This is a genomic window from Thermoactinomyces daqus, assembly GCF_000763315.1.
GTDB classification, from domain to species: domain Bacteria; phylum Bacillota; class Bacilli; order Thermoactinomycetales; family Thermoactinomycetaceae; genus Thermoactinomyces_A; species Thermoactinomyces_A daqus.
Genome location: NZ_JPST01000003.1, coordinates 218,716 through 242,464 on the forward strand (window position 1 = coordinate 218,716; position 23,749 = coordinate 242,464).

Here is a 23,749-nt window from a genome sequence, read left to right on the forward strand (position 1 = left end):
CTCCTTCCTGCTAAAGGTAATTTTCTCCCCATCCATCAAAAAAATGTAAAGAGCCCAGATTCCCGCATGGGGAAAATGGGCTTTGCCGGAAACCGCGATCAATGAAAAAAGGATCGAAAAAAGCGCACTTGCGGCTCATCGCCTTTGTTTTTCACTTCGGCCAGAGCCGCCCGGTAAAACCGGTATGCGTTCATATGGGGACCACCCGGATTCATGTAGCGTTTCCGAAATTCAACCGAATTGACATCTTCCACCAGCTTCAGCCCGTGTGATTCCAGATAGGCGGGAAGTTCTTCGGGAACCATCCCGAACGTCCACGGCTCATCAATCCATGTCAGCAACCGGTAGATCCGCCGCGTCTCCGGGCTGCTTGCCAATGTGTCAATCGCCTGCTTATGGACGTAGGTAAAAAGGATAAAACTCCCCGGCGCCGCCGTGCTGATAAATCGCAGCGTCAGATCGACCGCTTGTTCAATCAGATAGTTGGTCACCCCTTCCCAAATGAAAAAGGCGGGCCGGGTTAAATCAAATCCCGCCTTCAGCAACGTATCTTCCAATTTTTGAACATTCAGATCCGTCTCTACAAACGTCACTTTCCGCGTCCGGCGCTTGAGCACCCGCTTCAGCTTTTTTTGCTTGACCGACAGGGTTTGCGGTTGGTCCACTTCAAAAACATGCACCCGCTCAATATCCGCAATCCGATAAGCGCGGCTGTCATATCCCGAGCCCAATATGACCACTTGTTCAATTCCTTTTTCCAATGCATTTGTCAGATGATCATCAATCAGCCGGGTGCGGGCCACCCCGGATGCTCTTGCCCCCGGGCCAAAACAATCGACGAGAAAGGGAACCACTTTCCCGAACAACGGTACCCGTGACAGGCAGGAAGCCACCTGCAAGGGAAGGCTTAAAAATCTCACTGCAAACGGGTCTTCAAACAAGCGCCTCTCTTTCGGAAAGGAATACTCCAGCGCCCGAAAAAAAGCGACGAACTCAGCCGTCTTACTCGCCCGGGCGCTTTTTCGCCTCTTATGGCTCATCAGTCCTTTCCACCTCCCATTAAGGAGAATAACCAGGCAATCAATGAGAAGATCATTTTTCATTCATATGTTCTTTTTCTTGCATTATGTTCTCCCGACAATCGGCCGAGGCAAGCAAAAAAAATGGAATGGCATTCTGAACAGATTCGGAACACCATTCCATCACCATCTCTTTTTTAACCATTCACGATCTCTCCGCCATTCACATGGAGAATCTGCCCGGTCATATAAGAAGAATCATCCGATGCCAGAAAAACATAGGCCGGGGCCAGTTCCACCGGTTGTCCGGGTCTTCCCATCGGGGTATCGGTGCCGAACTTGGCCACCTGGTCGGCCGGAAAAGTGGACGGAATCAGCGGCGTCCAGATTGGCCCCGGGGCCACGCCATTGACGCGAATTCCCCTTTTCACCAGGGAGAGCGCCAATGAACGGGTAAATGAGACAATCGCTCCCTTCGTTGCCGAGTAATCGATTAATTGCTCATTTCCCTTGTAAGCAGTCACTGAAGTTGTGTTAATAATGGCGCTTCCTTGCTTTAAATGCGGGGAAGCGGCCTTGACAAAATAAAAAAACGAAAAGAGATTCGTTCGGAACGTTTTTTCCAGCTGAGCCTGAGTAATCTGTTCCACTCCCGACTGCGGTGTCTGCTCAGCAGCATTATTTACCAGAATGTCCAGCCGGCCCAGCTCTCTCACCACTTCGGTGACAACCTGTCCGCAAAACGATTCGTCGCCAATGTCACCGGCAAACGCCAACAATCGCCGGCCCAACCCTTCCACATACCGTTTTGTCTCCGCGGCATCGCTCTCTTCATTCAAATAAACAATCGCCACATCAGCCCCCTCTTTGGCAAAAGCCACGGCGACCGCCCTGCCGATCCCGCTGTCCCCTCCGGTGATCAAAGCCACTTTTCCCGCAAGTTTGCCACACCCGGGGCGGTCGGGCCGATCAAACACCGGCCGCGGATCCATTTCCGCTTCCAGTCCGGGTCGCCTCTCCTGATGCTGCGGCGGAAGAATGGGCTTGGACTTCGTTTGACTTTGTTTGGACAATTTCTTTCCTCCTTCGCTCTTTATATCCTTAGGTTGTCCAAAACGCCACCCTCTTATACCCCGCCAATTCGTGCCCCGGTACGCACGGAGGCTGATTTCTTTTTTTATTCTGCAATTGCTTTTGTTTTTAACAGCGGGTGTTCACGTCGTTTCCCGCTCCATCCGTGCCAGATGTTGCAACACCGATTCCGGCAATCCATCCACCTGTGTCAAATCTCCCCCCCATAATCGCTCATTGCCCAAAATTCTCCCAACCCGCTCCTTTTGTGAAATATTCCGAACAGAACAGCCAGCGAATTGCGCATGGAAAAAAGCAAGGATTTCCCAGTCATCCCGAACCGTATAATCCTGCCCCGCCAAATTGGTTCCGATATATTCCTCCCCTTCCTTCCGCACTTGAAAGAAACGGATTAAGCCGGCAAGAGCCCGCACAATGCCTTGCGGAAGCCGGCCTTGTTCAGCCAGAAAAGACTGAAGCGAAGGCAAGAGGCGAACCCTGAACTTGCTGACGCTGTTCAGCACTATATCGGAGAGCCGATGTTCGATGCAGGGATTGGCGAAACGTTCAAACACGCTTTTGGCATACTTTTTCATTTTTTGCTGATCCAGCGGAAGTGAAGGGATGATTTCCGTTTCCACCGTCTCCCGGACAAAGCGGCTGAGCTCGGGGTGCTCCATCACTTCCCTTACCAGACTGCATCCGTATAACAGGCCAAGCGGCGCCATCAGTGTATGGGCACCGTTCAAAATGCGCACTTTTCGCAATTGAAAAGACCGCAAATCCGCAACCCACTCCACATTCAGCCCGGCCTGTCGCAACGGAAGCCTGCACTCCAGTTCGGGTTCCCCTTCAATCGCCCAAAAATGGTAAGGCTCCGCCGTGTTCAGCAATTCATCGCGATAGCCCCATTCATCAAACCACCGCTCCGCTTCCGTATGGGGATAACCGGTGACAATCCGGTCCACCAGCGAATTTAAAAAGCGATTATGGCAATCGACCCACTGAAGGAAAGCACCGGGCAACCCCCAGTCCCTGGCATGACGTAGCACACACGCTTTCAGCTCATCGCCGTTGCGATCCACCAGTTCACAAGGGAGAAGAATCAGGCCTTTCCCGGGATCACCGGCAAAATGAAGGTAACGCCGGTACAGAAAATGAGTCAGCTTTCCGGGAAAAGATTCGGCCGGTTTCTCCGGGTTCCACTCCATCCGTTGATAAACCAGCCCTGCTTCGGTGGTGTTCGACACAACCCATTCTAGTTCCGGCTTTTCGGCGATGGCCAAAAAGCCCGGCCAATCTTCATAAGGGTCAACCAAGGTGGAAAAAACAGCAATCCTCTCCCTCTGCTCCACCCATTCTCCTTTCTCCATTCCCCGGATCACCAGAGTATAAATCCCGTCCTGACGGCATAATTGCTCCAGTTTGTGCCGGCCTGAAGGACGAGGTTGTATGACGGCAATGCTTCCCGAAAAAAGCCCCTGCTTCCGGCAAGAGTGAATCATCCAGTCAAAAAACCCGCGCAAAAAATTCCCTTCGCCGATCTGCAGCACTTTGACCGGGCTTTTTTTCATCTGTTCATACGCTCTTCTTTCTGTATCGGTTAAACACTCTTTGCCCAAAATGGGTTTCACTTTTTCTTCTCCTTTTTTGTCAACGCGGATTGCGTGTCTCCTGTCATCCCGCGATGACGAAAATTCCTGTACAAATATTGTAACAAATCTCTGTTGAATTAAGATTATTCTCTATTTTGCCGGTTGCTGATCCCTGTGAAATATTTCATAATAAAAATATATAGTTTCCAAGGAAAGGAGTATGAAAATGGATTTTTCTAAAATGTTGGAAAAATATCATCAGAACCATCAACATCCTGTGAATAAAATGACGCATGCCATTGGCATTCCTTTGATCATCATCTCGCTTCCCTGCTTTTTCTTCCAATGGAAACTGGCGCTGCTCTTGTTCGTCGTCGGCTGGATTTTTCAATTTGTCGGACACATGTTTGAAGGAAAAAAACCGACTTTCTTTTCCAATCCCGTTTATTTGCTGGTGGGGCCGATCTATTTCCTGCGAAAATTAATAAAAGGCAAGAGGTGAGATAATAACCCTGCCCATATCAACACGGCGGCAGGGTCACTTGGTCATGCTCCCGCTTTTACTTCCAAAAACCCCTTAATTCTTCGCACCGCTTCATCCAGCAATGTTTCCGGCTGAACCAGGCTGATTCGCACATACCCTTCTCCCTGTTTTCCAAAAGTCTCTCCTGGAACCAGAACCACTCCCGTTTCCTCCATTAACTCCTCGCAAAATTCCATGGATGAGACCGCATACGGAATCCGGGCCCAAATAAACATCGTTGCCGGCGGCTGTGAAACCTCCCAGCCAGCTTCTCTCAGCCGCTGCACCAGGAAATCTCTTCTTCGCTGATAAGTGTTCACATGATCCCGAAACAGGATTTCCCCTTGCCGCAAAGCTTTTTCGGCCGCTTTCTGCACAGGAAGGAAAATCCCGTAGTGTGTATGGGACATAAGGCTTGCGAGCGATTCAACCATCTCCTGATTGCCCGCCATATAACCGATGCGGCATCCGGCCATGCTGAATGTTTTCGATAACGAGTTGAATTCAACACCCACCTCTTTTGCCCCGGGCACGGACAGGAAACTGTGGGCCCGCCGACCGTCATAGACCAGCTCGGAATAAGCGAAATCATGGATCACTTTGATATCGTATTTTTTCGCATAAAAAACAACTTCTTCAAAAAAAGACAAAGGAGCCATCTCCGGGATCGGGTTGCCGGGGTAGTTCAGGTATAACAGTTTCGCCCGTTCCAACACTTCGCCGGGGAGAGAGGAAAAATCAACAAGATAACGGTTTTCCTGCTTAAGCGGAAGCCGGATGACCCGTCCCCCGGCCAGCAGAACACCAATCTCATAAATCGGATAGGCAGGGTCCGGAATCAGGGCGAGATCGCCGGGGTTGATACAGGAGAGCGCCAATTGCGAAAGCCCGTCCTGCGTCCCGCTGAGCTGCAATACTTCATGATTCGGATCAATCGCCACTTTATAGCGCTTGTCGTAAAAGTCAGCAACAGCTTCATTGAAAGACGGCAGGGCCTTCAGGGTATAACCGTAGGCGGACGGATCAGCGGCCCAACCTGACAACGCATCCAAAATCTCCGGATGTGGAGGAAGATCAGGACTGCCAATGCTCAAATCGATGATCGATCTCCCCTGCCGTTTCATCTGTTCTTTATGTTCAGCCAATTTTTTGAAGATTCCCTGCGGCAATGTATGTAAGCGATGTGATTTCATCTCTTTTCCTCCATTCCGATCATTTAATTGTCAATCACAACCCGTTCAATCCAGTTGCCAGTCCCCGCCGGAGAATACCAAATACGGCGACGTTAATCGTTGATAGGAGGCACCAAGCCTCTGTTTGGCGAGACAGATAATCTGCGCGGCATACTCCGCCTGATGAACAACCGTATTGAATACCAGATCCGAAACCGGAATGAGCTTTCCCCGAAATCTGACGGATTGCCCGGCTTTTTCCGGCGGAAGCTGATCCAGGACACGGATCGCATCACTGAAAGAAGATTCCAGCAAGGCCAGTGTTTCCTCTTTCGTCAGCTTCCGCGGCCGGAATTGTTCATGATCCACTTCTTTTCCCATTATCGTCTCATTCAAGAAAAATGCCAGATTCCCTGCCATATGCAGAACAAGCCAAGCGATGCTGTTGCTCTCCCGGTTCGGACACCAATTGATGTCCTCATCATTCAGTCGGACAATGCACTCTTTTGCCCGCTCCAACGTGCTTTCCAGCTTTTTTTGATACAACCGCAGCGGAGCCTTCTCTGCATCCATCCGGTTTTCTCCTTTCGCCTCTGCGGAAGAGCAGATCTGACACTTCCCTGTCAAAGTCATCCGCACAAGAGTTCACCAATACCCGGCGAGCTTTCCAGTTGCTTGCCGGGTTGATAAAAATTGACCCCGTCGGAAACTTGCCCGCTGTTTAAAGCAAATCCTTTAATTCTTCGACCACGTTGGGCGGCGTTTGGCCGGTGACAGCGGCAACCAGATTTTTGGCAGCCAACATGGCCATCTTATGTCTCGTTTGCGCTGTTGCTGAACCGATATGCGGGAGTGTGACGACATTGGGCATGCGTAACAGCGGGTTGTCGGCTGGAACCGGTTCCTGGTAAAAAACGTCCAGTCCGGCGGCACGAATCCGTTTATTTTCCAGCGCTTCGATCAATGCGGCTTCATCCACGGTCTTGCCCCGCGAAGTGTTGATAAAAATAGCCGATTCCTTCATTAAGGCAAACTGTTCACGCCCGATCATGTGCTTTGTTTCCGCGGTCAGCGGAACCATCAACACAATAAAATCAGCCTGCTTCAAAAGGGTTTCCAACTCACAGTAGCGGACGCCCAATCTTTCTTCCACATCGGGCTTGCGCCTTCGGTTAAAGTAAAGCACATCCATGTTAAACCCGAGCTTTCCGCGTCTGGCAATCGCTTCCCCAATGCGGCCCATCCCGATAATCCCGAGCGTCCGGCCATGAACATCAACGCCGAACAAATGCGTATCGTCCCCATTGGTCCATTTTCCCTCTTTTACAAAGCGATCCAATTCCGGGACGCGCCTGGCCGCCGATAAAATCAGGGCAAATGCCAGATCGGCCACGGTTTCATCCAAGACGTGGGGGGTATGGGTTCCGAGCACATTTCTCCTCTTCATCGCCTCAAGATCAAAATTGTTGTAACCGACGGACATATTGCTGACAACTTTCAGTTTGGGGGCATGCTGAAGCAGCTCATCGTCAATCTTCCCGCCGCTGATGAGCAAACCCTCCGCATCGGCAATTTCCCGGAGCAATTGGCTGCGGGGAATTGGGGTGTCTTTTTCCCATTTCCGGTATGTACAATGTTCGGCAATATATGCTTCAGCCTCTTTCGAAACGCGTCTTGCCAGAAATACATGCGGTTTCATCTTTCTCCCCCTCTTAAGCTCTTTTCTAAGGCCATTATAACTCTATTCTTGTTTTCAATGACATGCGTTCGTCCTGTTTAGTTCCTATTTTAAAACATAGTAATTTGATAGGAAATGACAAAATAATGATTGACTGACGCGAAATATTATAATAAATTTGAGTTAAGGAAATATTGTCCAAGTATAAACCATCGCCAAAGAACATATATATGAGACATTCACCCAAAAGTCGACTAATACACTTGGTATTATAGAAATTAAACATCGCGGCGTGACGGTTTACTGTACCAACTCCGCTTAGAAGGAGACAAGAAAATGAAAGTTTCTACCCGTGGAGAATATGCATTGCGTGCTCTGATCCTTCTGGGGCAGCATTCCGGCGTCATCTCCATCGGTGAAATCGCCGAAAAAACGTTGGTTCCTGTCAATTATCTGGAGCAGATCCTCCTCCAGCTCAAAAACCTCGGTTATGTCAGAAGCAAAAGGGGAATTCGGGGAGGATACGCACTGCGCAAGCCTCCTGACCAAATCGTGATCGGTGAGGTGATCCGACAGCTGGAAGGGCCATTGGCACCGATGGGTTGTGTCAGTGTTACCGCTTATGATCCATGTCCCCTGGAAGAGGGATGTCTGTTAAAACCGCTGTGGACCCTGATCCGCGATACCGTCGCCCGGCTTCTGGAAAATACGACGCTGGAGGATTTGCTGGAAGGCCGCATTCCAAGAGAGGAAAGGAGAGTGAAAAAAGCATGAAGCCAATTTCGTTCCCGGATGAAAAAATCCACCGCATTTGGGAAGCGTTGAAAGGTCTTCAATACGGCACGGTTCTGATCACCGTTCACGATTCCAATATCGTGCAAATTGAAAGAACCGAAAAACATCGCTTTCCGTCCGAAGCTTCATCCTTGTCCAAAAAACATGCCAGCGCGGCAAATAAAAAATAGGAGAGACCATTCGATGCCGACCGGACCACCGGAGGCCCCGTCCCTCATCATCGAACTGAGGGTTTTGGGGCCTTTTTCATTTTTCGGCGAGATGAGGTGAATACATCATGCGCATCAAACAGACACTGAGGTTCTTTTCCATCGCCCTTCTCATCGTTTTGTTCACTTCGCTGACAATCGGTTGCCAGCCGGCTGATTCCGACGACAGGCAAAACGAAATCCGCATCGGCTATCAGAAGTTCGGCATATTGAGCATTTTGAAAGCCCGCGGAACATTGGAAAAACGTTTGAAATCCCGCGGAATCAAGGTGAAGTGGATTCAGTTTCCGGCCGGTCCGCAGCTGCTGGAAGCCCTGAACGTCGGCAGCATTGATATCGGCGAAACCGGAAATACACCCCCGATTTTCGCGCAAGCAGCGAATGCTCCGCTCGTCTATTTCGCAGCCGGAACGCCGCGGCCCGAAGCGGAGGCGATCATCGTTCCCAAAGATTCCCCGATTCGCGGCATCAGGGACCTGAAAGGGAAAAAAGTGGCACTGAACAAAGGTTCCAACGTCCATTATCTGTTGGTCAGGGCATTGGAAAAAGCGGGACTGACATACAGCGACATCCAACCGGTTTATTTGGCACCGGCCGATGCCAGGGCTGCTTTTGCCGAAAAAAACGTCGATGCCTGGGTTATTTGGGACCCTTATTATGCGGATGCCGAAACCAGTCTGCAAACCAGAACGTTGACGGATGCTCATGGATATACGTCCAACCGCTCTTATTATCTTGCGGCAAAAAACTATGCTGCGCAGCACGGGGACGTGATCGGGATCATTGTCGATGAGCTGAAAAATTCAGCCGATTCGTTTAACCGGAATCCCGATCAAACCGCCCGGCTCTTGGCCAAACAGATCGGGATGGACCTGAAGCCGGTCAACCTGGCGATTCAGCGCGCTGAGTATGGAATCGAACCGATCAATCAATCCATTATCGACGATCAACAGCAGATCGCCAATACTTTTCTGCGCATTGGCCTGATTCCCAAATCGATTCAGGTTCGTGACGTCGTTTGGCGGGAGCAAAAATCATAACTCTTTTTGAGAAAGGATGATAATCATGCAAATATTCTGGTTTATCCCCACACACGGAGACGGTCGGTATCTGGCTACCGCATCAGGCGGACGCGCCATTGGATTTCCGTATCTGAGACAATTGGCCCAAGCGGTTGACCATCTCGGTTACAGCGGAGCATTGCTGCCGACCGGACGGTCTTGCGAGGACGCATGGATTGTCGCCTCCTCTTTATTGTCTGCCACAGAGAGAATGAAATTTCTGGTCGCTGTCCGTCCCGGCCTGATCTCTCCCACGCTTGCCGCGCGAATGGCAGCCACGTTTGACCGCTTATCCGCGGGCCGTCTGCTCATCAATATCGTAACAGGCGGAGATCCAGTCGAATTAGCCGGTGACGGCCTGCATCTGGATCACGATACCCGTTATGAGTTAACGGACGAGTTCCTGACCGTCTGGCGGGAAATCATGCGGGGAGAAGATGTTTACTTCACCGGAAAACATTTGAAAATTTCCGGCGGCAAACGGATTTTTCCGCCTGTGCAAACCCCGTATCCCCCCCTTTACTTCGGAGGGTCTTCACCGGCGGGAATGAAAGTCGCGGCCAAACATACCGATGTTTATCTCACATGGGGTGAGCCCCCGAAACAAGTAGAGGCAAAAATCGGACAAGTGAGGAAACTGGCTGCCAAACAGGGAAGATCATTGCGCTTCGGCATCCGTTTGCATGTGATCGTCCGGGAGACGGAAAAAGAAGCCTGGGCGGCAGCTGAGCGTTTGATCCGCTATGTTGACGACGAGGCGATCGCGAAGTCAAAGCGTATTTTTGCCCGTTATGATTCTGTCGGACAACAACGGATGACCCGGCTTCACAACGGAAAAACAACCGATTTGGAAATCAGCCCCAATTTATGGGCGGGCATCGGACTGGTTCGTGGAGGTGCGGGAACAGCTCTTGTCGGGGATCCACGCACCGTGGCAGAAAGGATGCGGGAATATGCGGACCTGGGGATAGAAACGTTTATCCTGTCTGGCTATCCCCACCTGGAAGAAGCCTATCGGGTCGCCGAATTGCTCTTCCCGGAATTACCTTTAACCAATAATCCGCCTGCTTCTCATCCTCATGTTTACAGTCCCTTTGGCGAAATCGTGGCAAATGACCATTTCCCCCGGGAAAAAGAAGGTGTTGCCCATGAAGCTGAGTAATTTCCGATGGCGAACAAAGATGGATGCCCTTCTGTCCTGGTCTCTCCCGGCCATTTTGGTAATCCTTTGGCAAATCTTCAGCAGCATGGGCTGGATTTCCACGGAAACCCTTCCGGCCCCCGTCACCGTGATCCGGACGGCCATTCACCTGGCCCGTTCGGGAGAATTGATTCATCACATTGATGACAGTGCCGTCCGCGCATTGCTCGGTTTGGCAATCGGCGGAAGCATCGGCCTGGTGTTGGGCTTTTTAAACGGAATTTCTCGATTTGCGGAAAAAATCCTCGATTCCACTGTGCAGATGTTGCGAAATATCCCTCATCTGGCCCTGATCCCGTTGGCCATCATGTGGTTCGGAATCGGTGAAGAATCAAAATTGTTCCTCGTGGCCCTGGGTGTGTTCTTCCCGATCTATTTGAATACTTTTCATGGCATTCGCAGTGTTGATCCCGGACTGCTGGAGATGGGAAAAATTTTCCGCCTGACAAAGAGGGCTCTTTTTTGGCACATTATCCTGCCCAATGCATTGCCATCCATTCTCATCGGATTCCGCTATGCCCTGGGGATTATGTGGCTGACGCTGATCGTAGCGGAAACCATTTCCTCAGACTCGGGAATCGGCTATATGGCGATGAACGCACGGGAGTTTATGCAGATGGATGTGGTGGTTTTAAGCATTTTGCTCTATGCCCTGCTCGGCAAACTGGCTGATCTTGTGGCAAAAGCTTTGGAAAAACGCTGCCTGCGCTGGCGGGTAAACGGTTAGCTTTCTCGCAAAAAATGGGTTGCAGGCAGGAACATGGCATCCCCCGGTCTCTTCGACTGTGCCGCAAGGACATGAATATTTTCTGACATCATCAGGGGGTGTTTCAACTGAACCGCAAAGTTTCAGGAACAACGCTGGACATTCGGGGGTTAAAAAAACAATTTGACAATCGCCTGATCTTGAACAACATCGATCTTCTCGTTCAACGGGGCGAATTTCTCGCTGTCGTCGGCCGTTCCGGCAGCGGGAAAAGCACGCTGCTTCGCCTGATTGCCGGACTGGAAGAACCGAGCGGCGGCGTGATTATGCAGGAAGGAAAAGCCATCTCCGGGCTGAACGACGCCGCCAGAATCATGTTTCAGGAACCCCGCCTCTTGCCGTGGCGAACTGTTTTTGCCAACATTGCGCTCGGCATCCGGGACCAAAACGGCAGAACGGAAAAAACAGCCCGCATCCTGGAGCAGGTCGGTTTGGCCGGTTACGGGAAGCAATGGCCTGGAGTCCTTTCCGGCGGGCAACGTCAACGGGTCGCCCTGGCACGGGCTCTCGCAAGCAATCCCCGCCTTCTTTTGCTCGATGAACCATTGGGCGCTCTGGATGCCCTGACACGGATTGAAATGCAGCGGTTAATTGAAAAGCTTTGGCAAGAACAACGATTCACGGCTCTCCTGGTTACTCACGATGTCGAGGAAGCCGTCATCCTGGCTGACCGGGTCATCATGCTGCGAGACGGGAAAGTGGGAATGGATATCCGTATTCCTCTGCCCAGGCCGCGACAGCGGAACAATCCGCTCTTTGCTTCGCTGGTCGGCACCATCCTTGACCAGGTAATGGCCTCAACGGACCGGCAAAAGTCGCAAACCCTGAACTTGGTCACTTCCAAAACGGATAAAGCTTCATCCTAACCCTGCTGTCCGAAAACAGGGTCAGTACCGCCTCCCCATTTTATTTATAGATTTTCATCTCTTGTAACGGCGGAGAATACAAGTGGAAGGTGACAAGCCTCTGCGTGGAAGGATTGCGCATTTTATGAATCTGCCCTTGCGTGGCAAAAAAGAATTGGCCAGGCCCGTAACGGTTTTGCTCATAAGCAAACGGTTCGTCCTCTTTTTCCAGAACGTACAAATGGTTAATCAAATTTCCTTCCACCACCTGACCGCATCCGATGGAGCAACCGTGATTATGGATCGGTGTTTGTTTCATTCCGGGGATATGAATCACAACCGCCTCGACGAAATCCGAACGGTAGACCACATTTCTCCCGTACGGATTCCCGTCGGGGCTGGTCACATAAGGGAGGATTTTTTCACGCGTACACCCGATGGCCTGTACCGCTTCTGTCAGTTCACGGAATCCCGGGTGTTCCACCTTGGACAGTACCTCTTTAATCTGCCTTAAAAAATCCATTTCTCTTCCCTCCATCAAACGGAAATGATCACTTTCTTTACAATATTTACTTAATTAGTCAAGATTTAATGTCTGATTGATCATCTTCAGAATATGCTGTTTTTGACACCTTGGTTCGTTCCATTTTGAAAGGGTGAACGTGATGGGTTACATCAATTTGAAAGAACGATACTTTCTGCTGAGGCATCTGGAAAAAATCAAAATCCATGTGTGTCGTGAGGAACAATCCCTGATCACTTCCATTCTGGGCAAAATCAGATTTCCCGACATTCTCTTCACGCCGGCGGAATATCGCTTCCTCAAAACGGTCATCGTTTCCTGTCTCCATGACGCCATGGATCAGAAAGATGAAATCCAGGTCAACTTTCTCCGTTGCCTCTTCTCAAAAATTGAACAATACGCTTGTCAGGAGGAATGAAAAATGAATCAACAAAACGGCAGAAAAAACCATCCTTATCCGCTCACAGTGAGCCTCAATCCCGAAAATCAGGAAACACCGGTTCATTTTGTGGAAGACTGGATCACTCCGGTGGAATTGATGTATAAACGGAATCACTTTCCTTATCCCTCTGCCGCCGACATTCCCGCCACCCTTCATCTCAACGGGCTGGTCGATCATCCTTTGACGCTGGACTATGAAGATTTGTTGTCATGGCCGTCCAAAACCCTTGTCGTTCCCTTGGAGTGTGCCGGCAACCGGCGAACATCTTACTCACCCAGGGTCTACGGCGTTCAATGGCAGAAGGGGGCCATCAGTCAGGGCCGGTGGAAAGGAGTGCCTCTTGCCTCTCTTCTTAAACGGGCGGGGCTCAAAACGACGGCAACAGAAATCGTCTTTTCGGCCATTGACCAAAGCCCCGACGGAACCTCCTATGCCCGCAGCCTGCCGGTGGAAAAGGCACTGCACTCGGATACCATCATTGCTTATGAATTGAACGGAAAACCCCTTCCCTTCAAACACGGATACCCCTTTCGCTTGATCGTCCCCGGCTGGTATGCCATGGCTTCCGTAAAATGGCTTTCGAAAATAACAGCCATCGACCACCCCTTTCAAGGTTTTTTCCAGACAGAAGATTACGTCTACTACCCCCATGACGATACAGATGAAGGCAAAACCCCGGTCACAACGATGAAAGTGAATTCAATCATTCAGCAGCCGCAAGACTATGATGTAGTGAAAAAGGGAATAAACAAAATCAAAGGATTTGCCTGGACGGGAGAAGGAAGGATTGTAAAGGTGGAGATAAGCACGGACAACGGCCGATCCTGGCACCCGGCAACATTGCACTCAGAACCGCAGCACCCCTACGCTTGGACTTTTTGGGAGTTCTTATGGGAAGCCAAATGTGAAGGAGAATTTACCATCATGTCACGCGCGACTGATTCAGAGGGGCGAACCCAGCCGATGGAACCCGTCTGGAACCGGAAAGGATACGGATACAACGGTATATTTAAAGTCCGCGTCAAGGTTGAGTGAAAAAAATGCCCCTTCGCCAAAACCCCCCTTTTTTCTGCCATTCACCCATCAATTTTTGTATAATTCAGAAACAGTTCCCGTTCACTCTTTCGCAACCCGTAAGATCATGTTAGAATAAAACCTGTTTACTAAATCAAATAGTAGAACTATACATCTGACATAAGGGGAGTTTTTGCGATGAAAGTATACGTGGTTTACGATAGCGAAAGCGGACATACAGAGGTACTGGCCAAGGCGATCGGACAAGGCGCACAGGAAATTGAAGGTGCAGAAGTGTTCGTCAAACATGTGAACGAAGCGGACGTTCGCGATTTGCATGATATCGATGCCCTGATCTGGGGTTGCCCGGGTCACTTTGGCACCATCAGCGCCGGCTTAAAAAGCTGGATCGACAAGCTGGGATACCTGTGGGCAGCCGGAAAACTGGTTGGAAAAGTGGGCGCCGCCTTCTGCACCACGGCCACTTTGCACGGCGGTGCGGAAATGACGCTGTGGAACTTGATCACCCCGATGATGCATAACGGAATGATCATTGTCGGTCTGCCGAGCAACGTGCCGGAAAACGTTTTGCATGGCTCATACTATGGGGTGGCGGTAACCTGTCCGGTGGAAGACAGCGAAGATGCACCAAAAAATATGCCCACCGAATCAGACCAGGCTCTTGGACGTGCATTGGGGCGCCGTGTAGCGGAAGTAGCAAAAAAACTTCACGGTTAATTCATTTGATCCAATAACGTCAGGAGTGAAATCGATGGGATTAGTAATCATCATTCTCTTAATGGTGGTTGGGATTCTCTTTTTGATTATCTTTAACGTAAGAGCTGTCAAAAACAAAGACAAAGACAAAAAAAGAGTGACATCAGCTGAGAATCCCACCCTCCAGTCCAAACCGGACCCGGTTTCCGCAGAAGAACCGGATTCCGCGGCGGCCATGGATCAATCGAAGCCCAAGGTGGAGACAAAAACCAAGGTGGCTCCGAGAACAACCTCTACCAAACAAGAGATTTCCAGGCAGACAGACCAGGAATACCGCGAAGCGCTGCGACGTGGTTTGTCCGCGATGACAAAACCGGAAAAACCAGCAAAAAAAGATCACATCGATGATGATGAGTACCGGAAAATGCTGCGCCAAATGCAGCAAAAAAAATAGAATTTTAAAGTACTCCCCTTAAAGGGCCCGAAATCGTTCTGACATCCCTTTAAGGGGGGTTTTTCCATCACTGACAAAGGAGATCGAAAACATGGAGAACTTCATTTTTATCACTGTTTTTACTGTCCGTGGTGAAACAAAATGAACGGCAAAAAACCGAACCGCCTCCTCTTTCTCATCGCCATCGCATCGGGGACCTTGCTAAATCCGCTTAACTCGTCAATGATTTCCATGGCCCTTCACCGCATTCAGCAGGATTTTCACCTTTCATTTACGACGGTCTCCTGGCTGATCTCCTCCTACTATCTGGCCAGCGCCATCGGTCAGCCCGTTATGGGCAAAGTCGGTGATCAACTGGGCCGCAAGAATATTTTTCTCATCGGTTTGCTTTTGGTCGCCCTGTCGGCTTTGTCAGCTCCGTGGGCCCCGACTTTTCTCATTCTCATCCTGGCCCGGCTGATCCAATCTTTTGGCAGTTGTTCCATTTACCCCTCGGGCATGGGCATGATCCGGGAATATATCACGGAAAAGCAGGCTTCCGCCTTGGCGATCATCTCTTTATTCGCCACCGGAAGCGCCGCCTTCGGTCCCACCATCGGCGGATTTCTCATTGATCTGGGCGATTGGCCGGCGATTTTTACGGTGAACATCCCGGTCATTTTGATCAGTCTCCTGCTGGGCTGGTTCTACCTGCCGCCCGACCGCGACAAGGAGCGGCCCTCCTTCCGGCAAACAGTGAAACAACTGGATCTGCCCGGAATCTTGTTATTTGCGGCCTCCATGGTCTTCTTGCTCTGGTTTTTGCTTTCCTTTAAAACCCAAGCCCATCCGCTGTCCGGAATTCTGGGAATTCTCCTGCTCGCCGGATTCATCTACCGCGAACTTCACGTGGAAAAACCGTTTATACAGCTTCGGCTGTTTAAAACCAACCCCTTGCTGAGCTGGGTTTACCTTCAGTTTATCGTCTTGAACATTTATAACTACTCGATTTTTTTTGGGTTGCCCACCTACTTTCAGGAGGCAATGAACCTGGATGTGAAAACAAGCGGGCTGCTCATGCTGTTCAATGCCGGATTCGGTGCCTTGATTTATCCGGTGATGGGAAAATGGATTGACCGTTCCGGCGTAAAAACCCCTCTGATCATCAGCTCTTTCTTGATGGTTGGCGGAGCTTTGCTGTTAACCTTTGTCTTCGTTCACCTGCCGTTGTATGGGATGGCCTTTGCTTTGGCGATCATGGGCCTCAGTTACGGAATCACGAACGTATGCCTGCAATCTGCCCTGCTGATGGTCGCCCCTCCCTCAATGACCAGTTTGGCGTCCGGACTTTTTCAAACATGCCGCTATATGGGTTGCATCCTGTCGTCGGTTCTGCTGGGACTGGTATTCGGCACGAAAATAAGTCCCGGCCACCTGCAATGGATGGGGTATGCACTCATCGTCTCCTCACTGGCCAGTGTCTGGATGAGCTTAAAATTTAACCCTCGCCAAGATTGACGAGGGTTTCTTTTTTCGCTTTAAGGTGTTGCCCCTTACTGACCCGCTTTTACTGCAAACTTCGCCTGGTGAAACTCAATCACTTTCCCGTGAACCGGGTCATTTCCCTCATATTGAACGGCAGTGACCGTATATGTACCGGGCTTGAGCATGCTCGGGTCTTTTTCCAGAGCCAGTGTTCCCTGGAACATCTTGCCCCCGTGCTCCGTTTGCAACCAGCGCTTATTCACAAAAATAAAAACGTCTTTATCATCAGCAAAGTTTTCAATTGTAAATCCTGTTTGTACGGTCAGATCATCTTCCCCCAGCATCAGAACCGGAATGTCTCCGTCCGCAGCTTCACCGTCCGCTGTTTGGATCGTCAGCTTTCCATCCCCTGTTTCCGAAGCACCGTCCGGAAAGGGGATTTTCATTTCATCCTTTTTGGTTGCCTCCGCACCGGAAGGAGCTTTCGCTTCATCCTTGATGACCACTTGATTTGTGTTACAAGCAACTATGAAAATAGAGACAATTCCCAGGATCAAAAAGAAAACACCTTTTTTCACCTGTGATCCCCCCTTATGTACATGTTCAGCTCAGGCAGCCCAGACAGCCGTTATCCACTATTATAAATTCCTTGCTCCACTTGACAAAAACCTCAAATCCCGTTTTCCGGTTTAACTTTCCTCCTGAAGTTTGTGAGACATTCCTTGCATATGCACGATTGATGCAACTGCTCCGGAGGAACAAGCCCAAAGATTTCCTGCGGAAAAGTTTCAGCGGTACACCAGCAACTTTCCTGCGGCGGCCGCGAAAGATAACCACACGCGTTGTCCCGGCCGCAGATGGGGCAGTTTCGCGCCTGCCCGTTATTTTCTTCCATTTCTTTCCCCTCCCGATACCATCAATCTGAGTATACCACCGACCGGTAAAATTCAGAAACAGTCTTGTCCATTCTCAACTTGGGTCGCATTTATAACTCTTTCGGGCTATACCGGTCCAAGAGAAAGTTATATAAAATAATCATGATTCATACTATTAAATGATTGGAAGCAGCCATGCTCTCCAACAAGAACAGGAGGTTGAATATTACCGTATGCATTCCATGTCCTCTCAAGCAACCCCGGATGCGCTGCCACTGGCCGTTCACGCCGCTTCCCTTGTTCTGGCGGTGCTCCTGAGCAGCTTGTTGGTCTGTCTGGCCTCAAAAAACAGAGGAAAAATCCCTTGTATGTCAGGCATGATGACGGCGATGACGAACGCCACGATGTCCGGTTTGACGACAGGTACAGTCTTGGGAATCATGCAGATGACCATGTTTGTGCCAACCGCCGTCGCGACGCTTTTCGGTTTGGCTGTTGGTTATTTGACCGGACGACCCTATGGCCTGATCGCTGTCATCGACGGAATGCTGGCGGGAATCATGGGTGGCTTGATGGGGGCGATGCTGGGAGTCATGGTCATGAATGATCATCCGACCGATACTGTTTTGTTGATCGATCTTCTGTTTGTCATTTTAACCGCTTGTTCCGTTAAACACGGCGAATCGTTTTCTGCCATCCTGAAAACAATACAGAAACGCAGCTGCAGCGGGACAAGGGGCGGATCACCGTGGAGAAACCGATTAAATGCCTGGAATGCTACAAGCAAAGACCGGGCGGTCGTTGTAATTTCTGCCCGGTCAAAAACAAGGATCAATACGAGGAAATCGGAGGAGGATTTTATATAAAAAAACAAGCAGGAGAAAATCGTATACCCAAGGAGGACAAATAGTCCTTCAGAGGCTGCGGCCAACTTAAGCAGAAGGGGATTGGCGTTTTTCCGCAACGACCTGGAAAAAACCAATCCCGCCGGACTCCTGTTTTCGGGCGTGTAATCAAACTGAGAGTCCCCGCTCATCCACCGGCAGCTCAATCATCGGAAATGGTTGGTGGTTTGGCGTAAAAATAGGAGGCCACAACCGCGATCAGCAACCACAACAGAATCAGGCCCAGCACGGCCCAGTTCCCCATGGAGGAGGGCAGGACCCATGCGAGAACGATGATCAGCAGACCGGTGGGAATGCCCAGATTCCCCGCCAGCCGATGCGTACGAAGCCAGCTTCTTTCGCTGGAAAGAGTCCACGCCGTCCGGATGCCAATTCGCCAGTTGGGTTGAAGCCGGGGCAAAACATTTGAATACAGAAGAATCAGAAGGCCGATCATCGCAGGCACGAATTTCAGCGGAATCCCGATGTTTAAGGCACTGGCCAGAGACCAGAGAGCGATCAATCCGAAAAAGACGACGGTAATGCCGCCGATATACCGGTAAGTGGGCCAAAATTCCCGGTAGTTTTTCTTTTTCGGATCGATTCTCCAAAGCACATGCCATAAGAGAATAACCAGCAACATGGCTCCGGGTTGAATGAGAACGGCAACAAGGCGCGGCCTGAATCAATCCGGTTGCCCTGCCAAATTGAAATGCGTCGGAACTTCGGCCGGAAGATGTGGATAAGCCAAAATTGTCAATACCATCACCAAGATCCATGCAGCCCAACCCCACCAAGGAATCGCTTTACTCTTCATCATCGTTTCCACTACCTCCAAAGCGTTCTAAAAGCCACGCAAGCCAATCTTGTAACACGGTCGTGTTCAGCCGGTAGATGATATACGTGCCGTTTCGCTGGTCTGCAACCAGATTGGCATTTTTGAGCACGTTTAAATGACGGCTGATGGTCGGTTGTGCATGCGAAAAATGGGTCGCAATCTCACCGGCTGTTTTGGGCCCTTCCTTCAATAATTCAATGATTTTCCTGCGCGTCGGATCGGCCATCGCTTTAAATACATTTTCATTCATACAAGTTCACCAACCGTTATTGCTTTCTGCTGGCTGTTCATAATATTATTATATAGCCATATAGCTAAATAGTAAATTATACGACGGCCGCATTTTCAAAACACACGACTGTTCATCAATCGTGAAGGTCCACACGAGAACATTCAATTTTCCTGCATAATGAAAAGGCCTCGTCCGACCCCGGACCTCTCGTTACCGATTTTGCATGTGCTCGGCTTCCGCGCGCCTCAAGGGCCTTGGCTGGTGAATATCACAGTGGCAGACACCATTTCGTCCGGCTCTGTACAATCGCTCCCCCTCTGCTGTCCGGTAATCGATCATCCCCTTGTGCCACTTGTGTTTCTGATGCGTCGGGGACACGGCAGCCCAGGAAGCGGATCCGGGCGGTGTGCAGTATCCAGCCAAGGTTTCTTCTGCGATCGTTATCATTTCCGGAAAACATGGATCGGTTCTCCAAGGGGAAGCCAACCGCTAAACTCTGCTCCGGCATCAGCCCGATTTGCGGCCGTGAGATCGCCACCGTGGGCTTTGAAGATGCGTTTGGCGATGGTCAGTCCCATTCCGGTTCCGCCTGTTTCGGCATTTCTCGATTTTTCCGCCCGGTAGAGGGGTTCAAATACATGCGGCAGATCCTGTTCGGGAATTCCCGGCCCTGTATCGCTGATGGTGAAACATACCTGATTTCCTTTCCTGTACCACTTCACCGTGATTTTCCCGCCCGCCAGTGTATAACGCAAAGCATTGTCGAGGAGATTGCCGACAGCCCGTTCCAGCAAATGCGGATCGCCTTGAACCGGACACGCCGTTTCCTCTCCGCTCTCATCAACGATTTCCACATTCTTGGCCTGGGCGAGCAATCGGTAATGTTCGATCATCTCCTTCATCCACAGTCCAAAATCAAATGGTTCACGTTTATTCACATCCATTTGTTCCATATATTCGGTTTTCGCGTAAACGAAAAGATCAGAGACCAGCCGCTCAATCTGTTCTGATTTCTGCCTGCAGACACTTAAGTACCTGGCCGCTTTTTCCGCCGTTTCCGCTTTCCCCTGCTCAAGCCTGAGCAAATAGCCCCGCAGCACGAATAACGGCGTGCGGAGGTCGTGCGCGATGGCAGTGAGAAAGAAACGGCGCTCTTCTTCCAAGGTTGCCTGGCGCTTGAGCGATTTCCTCAATCCTTCTCCCATCGCCTCAAAAGCAGCCCTTACATCCGCCACTTCGGTTACGCGGGAGGTCGGGATCCGAAAATCCAAATCACCTTCGGCAATCCGTCTGGCTGCGGAACTCATCGCAGCAAGCGGCTTCAGCACATATCGCCCCATCAGCCAGCGGTTGAAGATGATGGCGAGGATCATGGCAATGACCGCCGATAATATGCCATAAATTTGATTATGGTTAAAAACAAACAGCTTGACCGTCCCCCGCATTTTTCCGTCTTCGATGACCATGACCTGTTGGCTGTTAAATTGCTTCGGATTATACGGACCCGTCTGAAAAATCTTCTTTCCCGACGGATCGGTGATGGAAACGGCGATTCCTGAAGCTTTGAACTTGGTTTGAATCGTTTTTTGCCAGTCCGCGTTCCGCCATTTGTCCACACTGCCCGTGATTTCCCGGATCGCCCTGTCCGCCAGCGCCGCTTTCGTCTGCGTCTGGTGGCTGACAATCGGCTGGATGACAAACCCGAGAATCCCATAAAAGAGCCGGGACAAAATGATCACCGACAACAGGCCGGCAAAGATGAATTTGCGAATCCGCATCGTTCTCATTTAATGCGCTCCTTCAAAACGGTATCCTACACCCCATACATTGACAATCAGTCTGGGATGGTTGGGATCGGCTTCGATTTTTTCGCGAATCCTGCCCATATGGACGATCACCGTATGCTTATCACCCACACCATCCCAGAAACGGTCAAGGAGTTGCTCATAGGTAAATACTTGCCGGGGATGCTCCGCAAGTAAGAGCAGCGTTTCAAACTCCTTGGGTGTCAGGGATACCGGATGGCCGTTCACCCGAACTTCATGGGCCCGGACATCAAGCGTGAGGTGGCCAAACCGGCGAACGGCTGCCTGGGGAATCCTCTGTTTGCCATAGCGGCGAAGCACCGCTTTTACCCGCGCCACCACTTCCACCGGCGTGGCGGATTTGACGATATAATCGTCCCCGCCGATTCCCAGTCCCCGGATTTTGTCCACATCTTCACCGCGCGCGCTTAAAAACAGAATCGGAACATCGCTTGTCCGCCGAATCTCCCGGCACAGCTCAAATCCGCTCCGGCCAGGCATCATCACATCCAGAAGCACGCACTCCACGGTTGAATGCCGCAAAATGCGAAGCGCCTCTTCGGCATCGTACGCCTCTTCGACACGAAAACCTTCATCTTCCAAAAAATCCCGCATTAACTCCACAATCGCTTTATCATCATCGACAACCAAAACGGTTTGTTTGCTGTTCATCATAACCCCCCATCGTAACGGAATTGCAGCGAAGCACCTTCATCTTAACACAGCAAACAAGCCAGGATCAGGCGCTCTGCTGAATTATGACCGCTTCGTGATCAGTTTGTGACTTTTCATCCGATTTATCTGTGATCGGTAAAAGGTATCTTATTCACATGACACCCGGCGGACAAAATACCGCAATCCTGAGGAGAAGGTGATTACATGGTTTTAGCTGCAAATCATGATTTTCATTTCTTCCCTTTAATTTTCCCGTTTGGTTTTTTCTGTATCGTGTTTGCAACATTCCTGATCTTCCGCATTATTTCATTCCGCCGTTACGGACGCTGTTACTGTTACAACCGTTTCGACGGCCGGCTTGAGGCGGAGGAGATCCTGAAGCGCCGCTTGATCAACCATGAAATAAGCGAAGAAGAATACTTGAAACTGAAAGAGATTTTGCGTAAGTAAGGTTAAGCCAACGTCCCTGGGTGTATTGGAGATGTTCCCATATGTGTTTTAAGCGGGAATCATCTCTTTTTTCATTTTTTCAGACTGAAATATCAATATTAAAGAAATGGTATGCTTTAAGGGAAAGGCACACATCCCTCGAAAGGTGATGATTTCATGGCACGTGTTTTATTTGTCAACGCAGGAGCAGAAGGACATATCAACCCCACTCTCGGCGTGGTTCGTGAACTCATCCGCCGTGGTGAACAGGTTGTCTATTTTACCACGGAAAACATGCGTGATCGAATTAAAGAGACAGGCGCTTCGGTACGTACGTTTGACACCGAGAAGTTTGTCAAAGCGTTCCTGAAGGGCGGAAGATCCCATCTGCTTTCCAGAGTGAACGGCCTCTTGCGCACAACCGATATCGTGATCCCTGCCGTTTTGGAACAAACAAAGGGAGAGCAATACGATTACATGATTCACGATTCAATGTTCGGGTGTGGCCGTTTACTCGCACAAATACTCAACTTGCCGGCAATCAACTCCTGCACGAGCTTTGCGTTCCAACAGACCACTTTTGACCGTATGCTGGATCACTTTTCACGCCGTCTACCTGCAGAAATCAATGAACGTGTGCAACAAGACTTTCAACAAATAGTCAGTTCCGTGCAAAAGAGATACCGCGTGAAAATCGGCTCTGCTTACGAGGTGTTCTGCAATCCCGCCCCATTGACCATTGTCTACACGACAAAGCAGTTCCAGCCCGAAGGAGAGAGCTTTGACGAAACGTACAAGTTCGTCGGGCCATCCATAGCTCCACGATCGCACGTCCGGTTTGATTTTTCCGAGCTGGACACAAGCAGTCTGATTTACATATCACTTGGCACGGTGATCAATCAAGCAGTGGATTTCTACAAACTCTGCATTCAAGCTTTTGCTGATACGAAACATACGGTCATTTTATCCGTCGGCAGGCAGACGCGAATCGAAGACTTGGGGGAGATTCCCGGGAATTTTGTTGTCCGCAATTACGTACCGCAGTTGGAAATCCTGCAGCGTGCCAAATTGTTCATCACACACGGCGGCATGAACAGCACGTCCGAAGGACTCTACTACGGTGTACCGCTAATTGTGATTCCTCAAAGCGCCGATCAACCTCTGATAGCACAGCGTGTGGCGAATCTGGGTGCGGGGATTCAATTAAAACAGGAAGGGCTGACTCCCGCCGGTCTCAGAAAGGAAGCGGAGCGCATACTTGAGGATTCTTCCTTCCGCAATGTTTGCCGGAAAATCGGAAATTCGTTTCGTGCGGCAGGGGGATACCAACGAGCTGTCGATGAGATCTTTGCATATAAGCGCAGTCTGGGCATCACCGAATAAACCAACATACTCCCCGCGCAGTGAGGGACCGGCCTGACGCACATAAGGCTTTTACCCGATGGATCGTCCAGAGTAAAAG

The 23,749-nt window shown here is 50.3% G+C and carries 30 protein-coding genes; 15 read left to right on the forward strand and 15 right to left on the reverse strand.

Translation table 11 applies throughout. The annotated features are described in order from the left end of the window. Positions 1-98 precede the first annotated feature (98 nt). The 4 genes from JG50_RS0101470 to JG50_RS0101480 form a co-directional block, all read right to left on the reverse strand. Positions 99-1,040: a class I SAM-dependent methyltransferase gene (locus JG50_RS0101470; RefSeq protein ID WP_052153875.1), complete on the reverse strand. Its 942-nt coding sequence runs from the start codon at positions 1,038-1,040 to the stop codon at positions 99-101. Positions 1,041-1,092: 52 nt separating this feature from the next. After that, positions 1,093-1,224 (reverse strand): hypothetical protein, encoded by a 132-nt coding sequence (locus tag JG50_RS20840; protein ID WP_255517793.1) that lies wholly within the window; start codon positions 1,222-1,224, stop codon positions 1,093-1,095. Beyond that, entirely contained in the window at positions 1,217-2,092 is an 876-nt protein-coding gene (locus JG50_RS0101475; RefSeq protein ID WP_033099303.1) for an SDR family oxidoreductase, read from the reverse strand. The genes JG50_RS20840 and JG50_RS0101475 overlap by 8 nt, the downstream gene beginning before the upstream one ends. Before the next feature lie 141 nt (positions 2,093-2,233). Beyond that, on the reverse strand, positions 2,234-3,724 hold the full coding sequence (locus JG50_RS0101480; RefSeq protein WP_052153876.1) for a tagaturonate reductase: 1,491 nt from the start codon (positions 3,722-3,724) through the stop codon (positions 2,234-2,236). Positions 3,725-3,911: 187 nt separating this feature from the next. Here JG50_RS0101480 and JG50_RS0101485 point away from each other — a divergent pair, with 187 nt between their 5' ends. Continuing rightward, positions 3,912-4,187, forward strand: a complete 276-nt coding sequence (locus JG50_RS0101485) for an Mpo1-like protein (protein WP_033099305.1) — start codon at positions 3,912-3,914, stop codon at positions 4,185-4,187. Between the two features lie 44 nt (positions 4,188-4,231). Here JG50_RS0101485 and JG50_RS0101490 read toward each other — a convergent pair whose 3' ends face one another. The 3 genes from JG50_RS0101490 to JG50_RS0101500 form a co-directional block, all read right to left on the reverse strand. Further along, the gene (locus JG50_RS0101490) at positions 4,232-5,401 is read right to left on the reverse strand and encodes an aminotransferase class I/II-fold pyridoxal phosphate-dependent enzyme (RefSeq protein ID WP_033099306.1); all 1,170 of its coding nucleotides are present in this window, start codon (positions 5,399-5,401) and stop codon (positions 4,232-4,234) included. A 45-nt stretch (positions 5,402-5,446) separates the two neighbouring features. Next, entirely contained in the window at positions 5,447-5,953 is a 507-nt protein-coding gene (locus JG50_RS0101495; RefSeq protein ID WP_033099307.1) for a DUF1572 family protein, read from the reverse strand. A 148-nt stretch (positions 5,954-6,101) separates the two neighbouring features. After that, a complete protein-coding gene (locus JG50_RS0101500; protein ID WP_033099308.1) occupies positions 6,102-7,079 on the reverse strand; it encodes a 2-hydroxyacid dehydrogenase in 978 nt (325 codons plus the stop codon). Between the two features lie 315 nt (positions 7,080-7,394). Between JG50_RS0101500 and JG50_RS0101505 the strand changes: the two genes are divergently transcribed. From JG50_RS0101505 to JG50_RS0101530, 6 genes are all read left to right on the forward strand, one after another. Beyond that, complete coding sequence (locus JG50_RS0101505) at positions 7,395-7,832, forward strand: RrF2 family transcriptional regulator (RefSeq protein WP_033099309.1); 438 nt, start codon at positions 7,395-7,397, stop codon at positions 7,830-7,832. Further along, positions 7,829-8,023 (forward strand): YezD family protein, encoded by a 195-nt coding sequence (locus JG50_RS0101510; protein WP_033099310.1) that lies wholly within the window; start codon positions 7,829-7,831, stop codon positions 8,021-8,023. The genes JG50_RS0101505 and JG50_RS0101510 overlap by 4 nt, the downstream gene beginning before the upstream one ends. 107 nt (positions 8,024-8,130) lie before the next feature. Beyond that, complete coding sequence (locus tag JG50_RS0101515) at positions 8,131-9,102, forward strand: sulfonate ABC transporter substrate-binding protein (RefSeq protein WP_033099311.1); 972 nt, start codon at positions 8,131-8,133, stop codon at positions 9,100-9,102. 25 nt (positions 9,103-9,127) lie between these two features. After that, the gene (gene ssuD / locus JG50_RS0101520) at positions 9,128-10,285 is read left to right on the forward strand and encodes an FMNH2-dependent alkanesulfonate monooxygenase (RefSeq protein ID WP_033099312.1); all 1,158 of its coding nucleotides are present in this window, start codon (positions 9,128-9,130) and stop codon (positions 10,283-10,285) included. Beyond that, entirely contained in the window at positions 10,272-11,051 is a 780-nt protein-coding gene (locus JG50_RS0101525) for an ABC transporter permease subunit (RefSeq protein ID WP_052153877.1), read from the forward strand. The genes ssuD and JG50_RS0101525 overlap by 14 nt, the downstream gene beginning before the upstream one ends. 107 nt (positions 11,052-11,158) lie before the next feature. Next, positions 11,159-11,956, forward strand: a complete 798-nt coding sequence (locus JG50_RS0101530; protein WP_052153898.1) for an ABC transporter ATP-binding protein — start codon at positions 11,159-11,161, stop codon at positions 11,954-11,956. A gap of 40 nt (positions 11,957-11,996) precedes the next feature. On the opposite strand, the gene JG50_RS0101535 is transcribed toward JG50_RS0101530, so the two are convergent. Next, positions 11,997-12,458, reverse strand: a complete 462-nt coding sequence (locus JG50_RS0101535; RefSeq protein ID WP_033099313.1) for a cysteine dioxygenase — start codon at positions 12,456-12,458, stop codon at positions 11,997-11,999. A gap of 142 nt (positions 12,459-12,600) precedes the next feature. On the opposite strand from JG50_RS0101535, the gene JG50_RS0101540 reads away from it, so the two are divergent. The 5 genes from JG50_RS0101540 to JG50_RS0101560 all read left to right on the forward strand — a co-directional run bounded on the left by JG50_RS0101540 (position 12,601) and on the right by JG50_RS0101560 (position 16,582). Then, a complete protein-coding gene (locus JG50_RS0101540) occupies positions 12,601-12,876 on the forward strand; it encodes a hypothetical protein (protein ID WP_033099314.1) in 276 nt (91 codons plus the stop codon). 3 nt (positions 12,877-12,879) lie between these two features. Continuing rightward, the gene (locus JG50_RS0101545; RefSeq protein ID WP_033099315.1) at positions 12,880-13,935 is read left to right on the forward strand and encodes a sulfite oxidase; all 1,056 of its coding nucleotides are present in this window, start codon (positions 12,880-12,882) and stop codon (positions 13,933-13,935) included. A gap of 177 nt (positions 13,936-14,112) precedes the next feature. Then, entirely contained in the window at positions 14,113-14,652 is a 540-nt protein-coding gene (locus JG50_RS0101550) for an NAD(P)H-dependent oxidoreductase (RefSeq protein WP_033099316.1), read from the forward strand. Positions 14,653-14,686: 34 nt separating this feature from the next. Next, complete coding sequence (locus JG50_RS0101555) at positions 14,687-15,085, forward strand: hypothetical protein (protein ID WP_033099317.1); 399 nt, start codon at positions 14,687-14,689, stop codon at positions 15,083-15,085. 141 nt (positions 15,086-15,226) lie between these two features. Beyond that, a complete protein-coding gene (locus tag JG50_RS0101560; RefSeq protein WP_033099318.1) occupies positions 15,227-16,582 on the forward strand; it encodes an MFS transporter in 1,356 nt (451 codons plus the stop codon). Between the two features lie 35 nt (positions 16,583-16,617). Here JG50_RS0101560 and JG50_RS0101565 read toward each other — a convergent pair whose 3' ends face one another. Both JG50_RS0101565 and JG50_RS0101570 read right to left on the reverse strand, forming a co-directional pair. Next, on the reverse strand, positions 16,618-17,127 hold the full coding sequence (locus JG50_RS0101565) for a hypothetical protein (protein ID WP_033099319.1): 510 nt from the start codon (positions 17,125-17,127) through the stop codon (positions 16,618-16,620). Between the two features lie 92 nt (positions 17,128-17,219). Further along, positions 17,220-17,444 carry a cysteine-rich CWC family protein gene (locus JG50_RS0101570; RefSeq protein WP_033099320.1) on the reverse strand — a complete coding sequence of 75 codons (225 nt, stop codon included), beginning with the start codon at positions 17,442-17,444 and terminating at the stop codon, positions 17,220-17,222. A 213-nt stretch (positions 17,445-17,657) separates the two neighbouring features. On the opposite strand from JG50_RS0101570, the gene JG50_RS18540 reads away from it, so the two are divergent. Continuing rightward, a complete protein-coding gene (locus tag JG50_RS18540) occupies positions 17,658-18,290 on the forward strand; it encodes a hypothetical protein (RefSeq protein WP_052153878.1) in 633 nt (210 codons plus the stop codon). 181 nt (positions 18,291-18,471) lie between these two features. Here JG50_RS18540 and JG50_RS17990 read toward each other — a convergent pair whose 3' ends face one another. The 5 genes from JG50_RS17990 to JG50_RS0101600 all read right to left on the reverse strand — a co-directional run bounded on the left by JG50_RS17990 (position 18,472) and on the right by JG50_RS0101600 (position 21,855). Then, positions 18,472-18,951, reverse strand: coding sequence for an SdpI family protein (locus tag JG50_RS17990; RefSeq protein WP_200880741.1), 480 nt, complete (start codon positions 18,949-18,951; stop codon positions 18,472-18,474). Between the two features lie 42 nt (positions 18,952-18,993). Beyond that, entirely contained in the window at positions 18,994-19,128 is a 135-nt protein-coding gene (locus JG50_RS20405) for a DUF1648 domain-containing protein (RefSeq protein WP_200880742.1), read from the reverse strand. Continuing rightward, positions 19,115-19,396: an autorepressor SdpR family transcription factor gene (locus JG50_RS0101585; RefSeq protein ID WP_033099321.1), complete on the reverse strand. Its 282-nt coding sequence runs from the start codon at positions 19,394-19,396 to the stop codon at positions 19,115-19,117. Before JG50_RS0101585 ends, JG50_RS20405 begins: the two co-directional genes overlap by 14 nt. Before the next feature lie 425 nt (positions 19,397-19,821). Then, positions 19,822-21,165 carry a sensor histidine kinase gene (locus JG50_RS0101595; protein ID WP_033099323.1) on the reverse strand — a complete coding sequence of 448 codons (1,344 nt, stop codon included), beginning with the start codon at positions 21,163-21,165 and terminating at the stop codon, positions 19,822-19,824. Then, positions 21,166-21,855 carry a response regulator transcription factor gene (locus JG50_RS0101600; protein ID WP_033099324.1) on the reverse strand — a complete coding sequence of 230 codons (690 nt, stop codon included), beginning with the start codon at positions 21,853-21,855 and terminating at the stop codon, positions 21,166-21,168. A gap of 207 nt (positions 21,856-22,062) precedes the next feature. Between JG50_RS0101600 and JG50_RS0101605 the strand changes: the two genes are divergently transcribed. Next, positions 22,063-22,308, forward strand: a complete 246-nt coding sequence (locus JG50_RS0101605) for an SHOCT domain-containing protein (RefSeq protein ID WP_033099325.1) — start codon at positions 22,063-22,065, stop codon at positions 22,306-22,308. A 156-nt stretch (positions 22,309-22,464) separates the two neighbouring features. After that, entirely contained in the window at positions 22,465-23,670 is a 1,206-nt protein-coding gene (locus JG50_RS0101610; protein ID WP_033099326.1) for a macrolide family glycosyltransferase, read from the forward strand. The last annotated feature ends 79 nt before the right edge of the window (positions 23,671-23,749 follow it).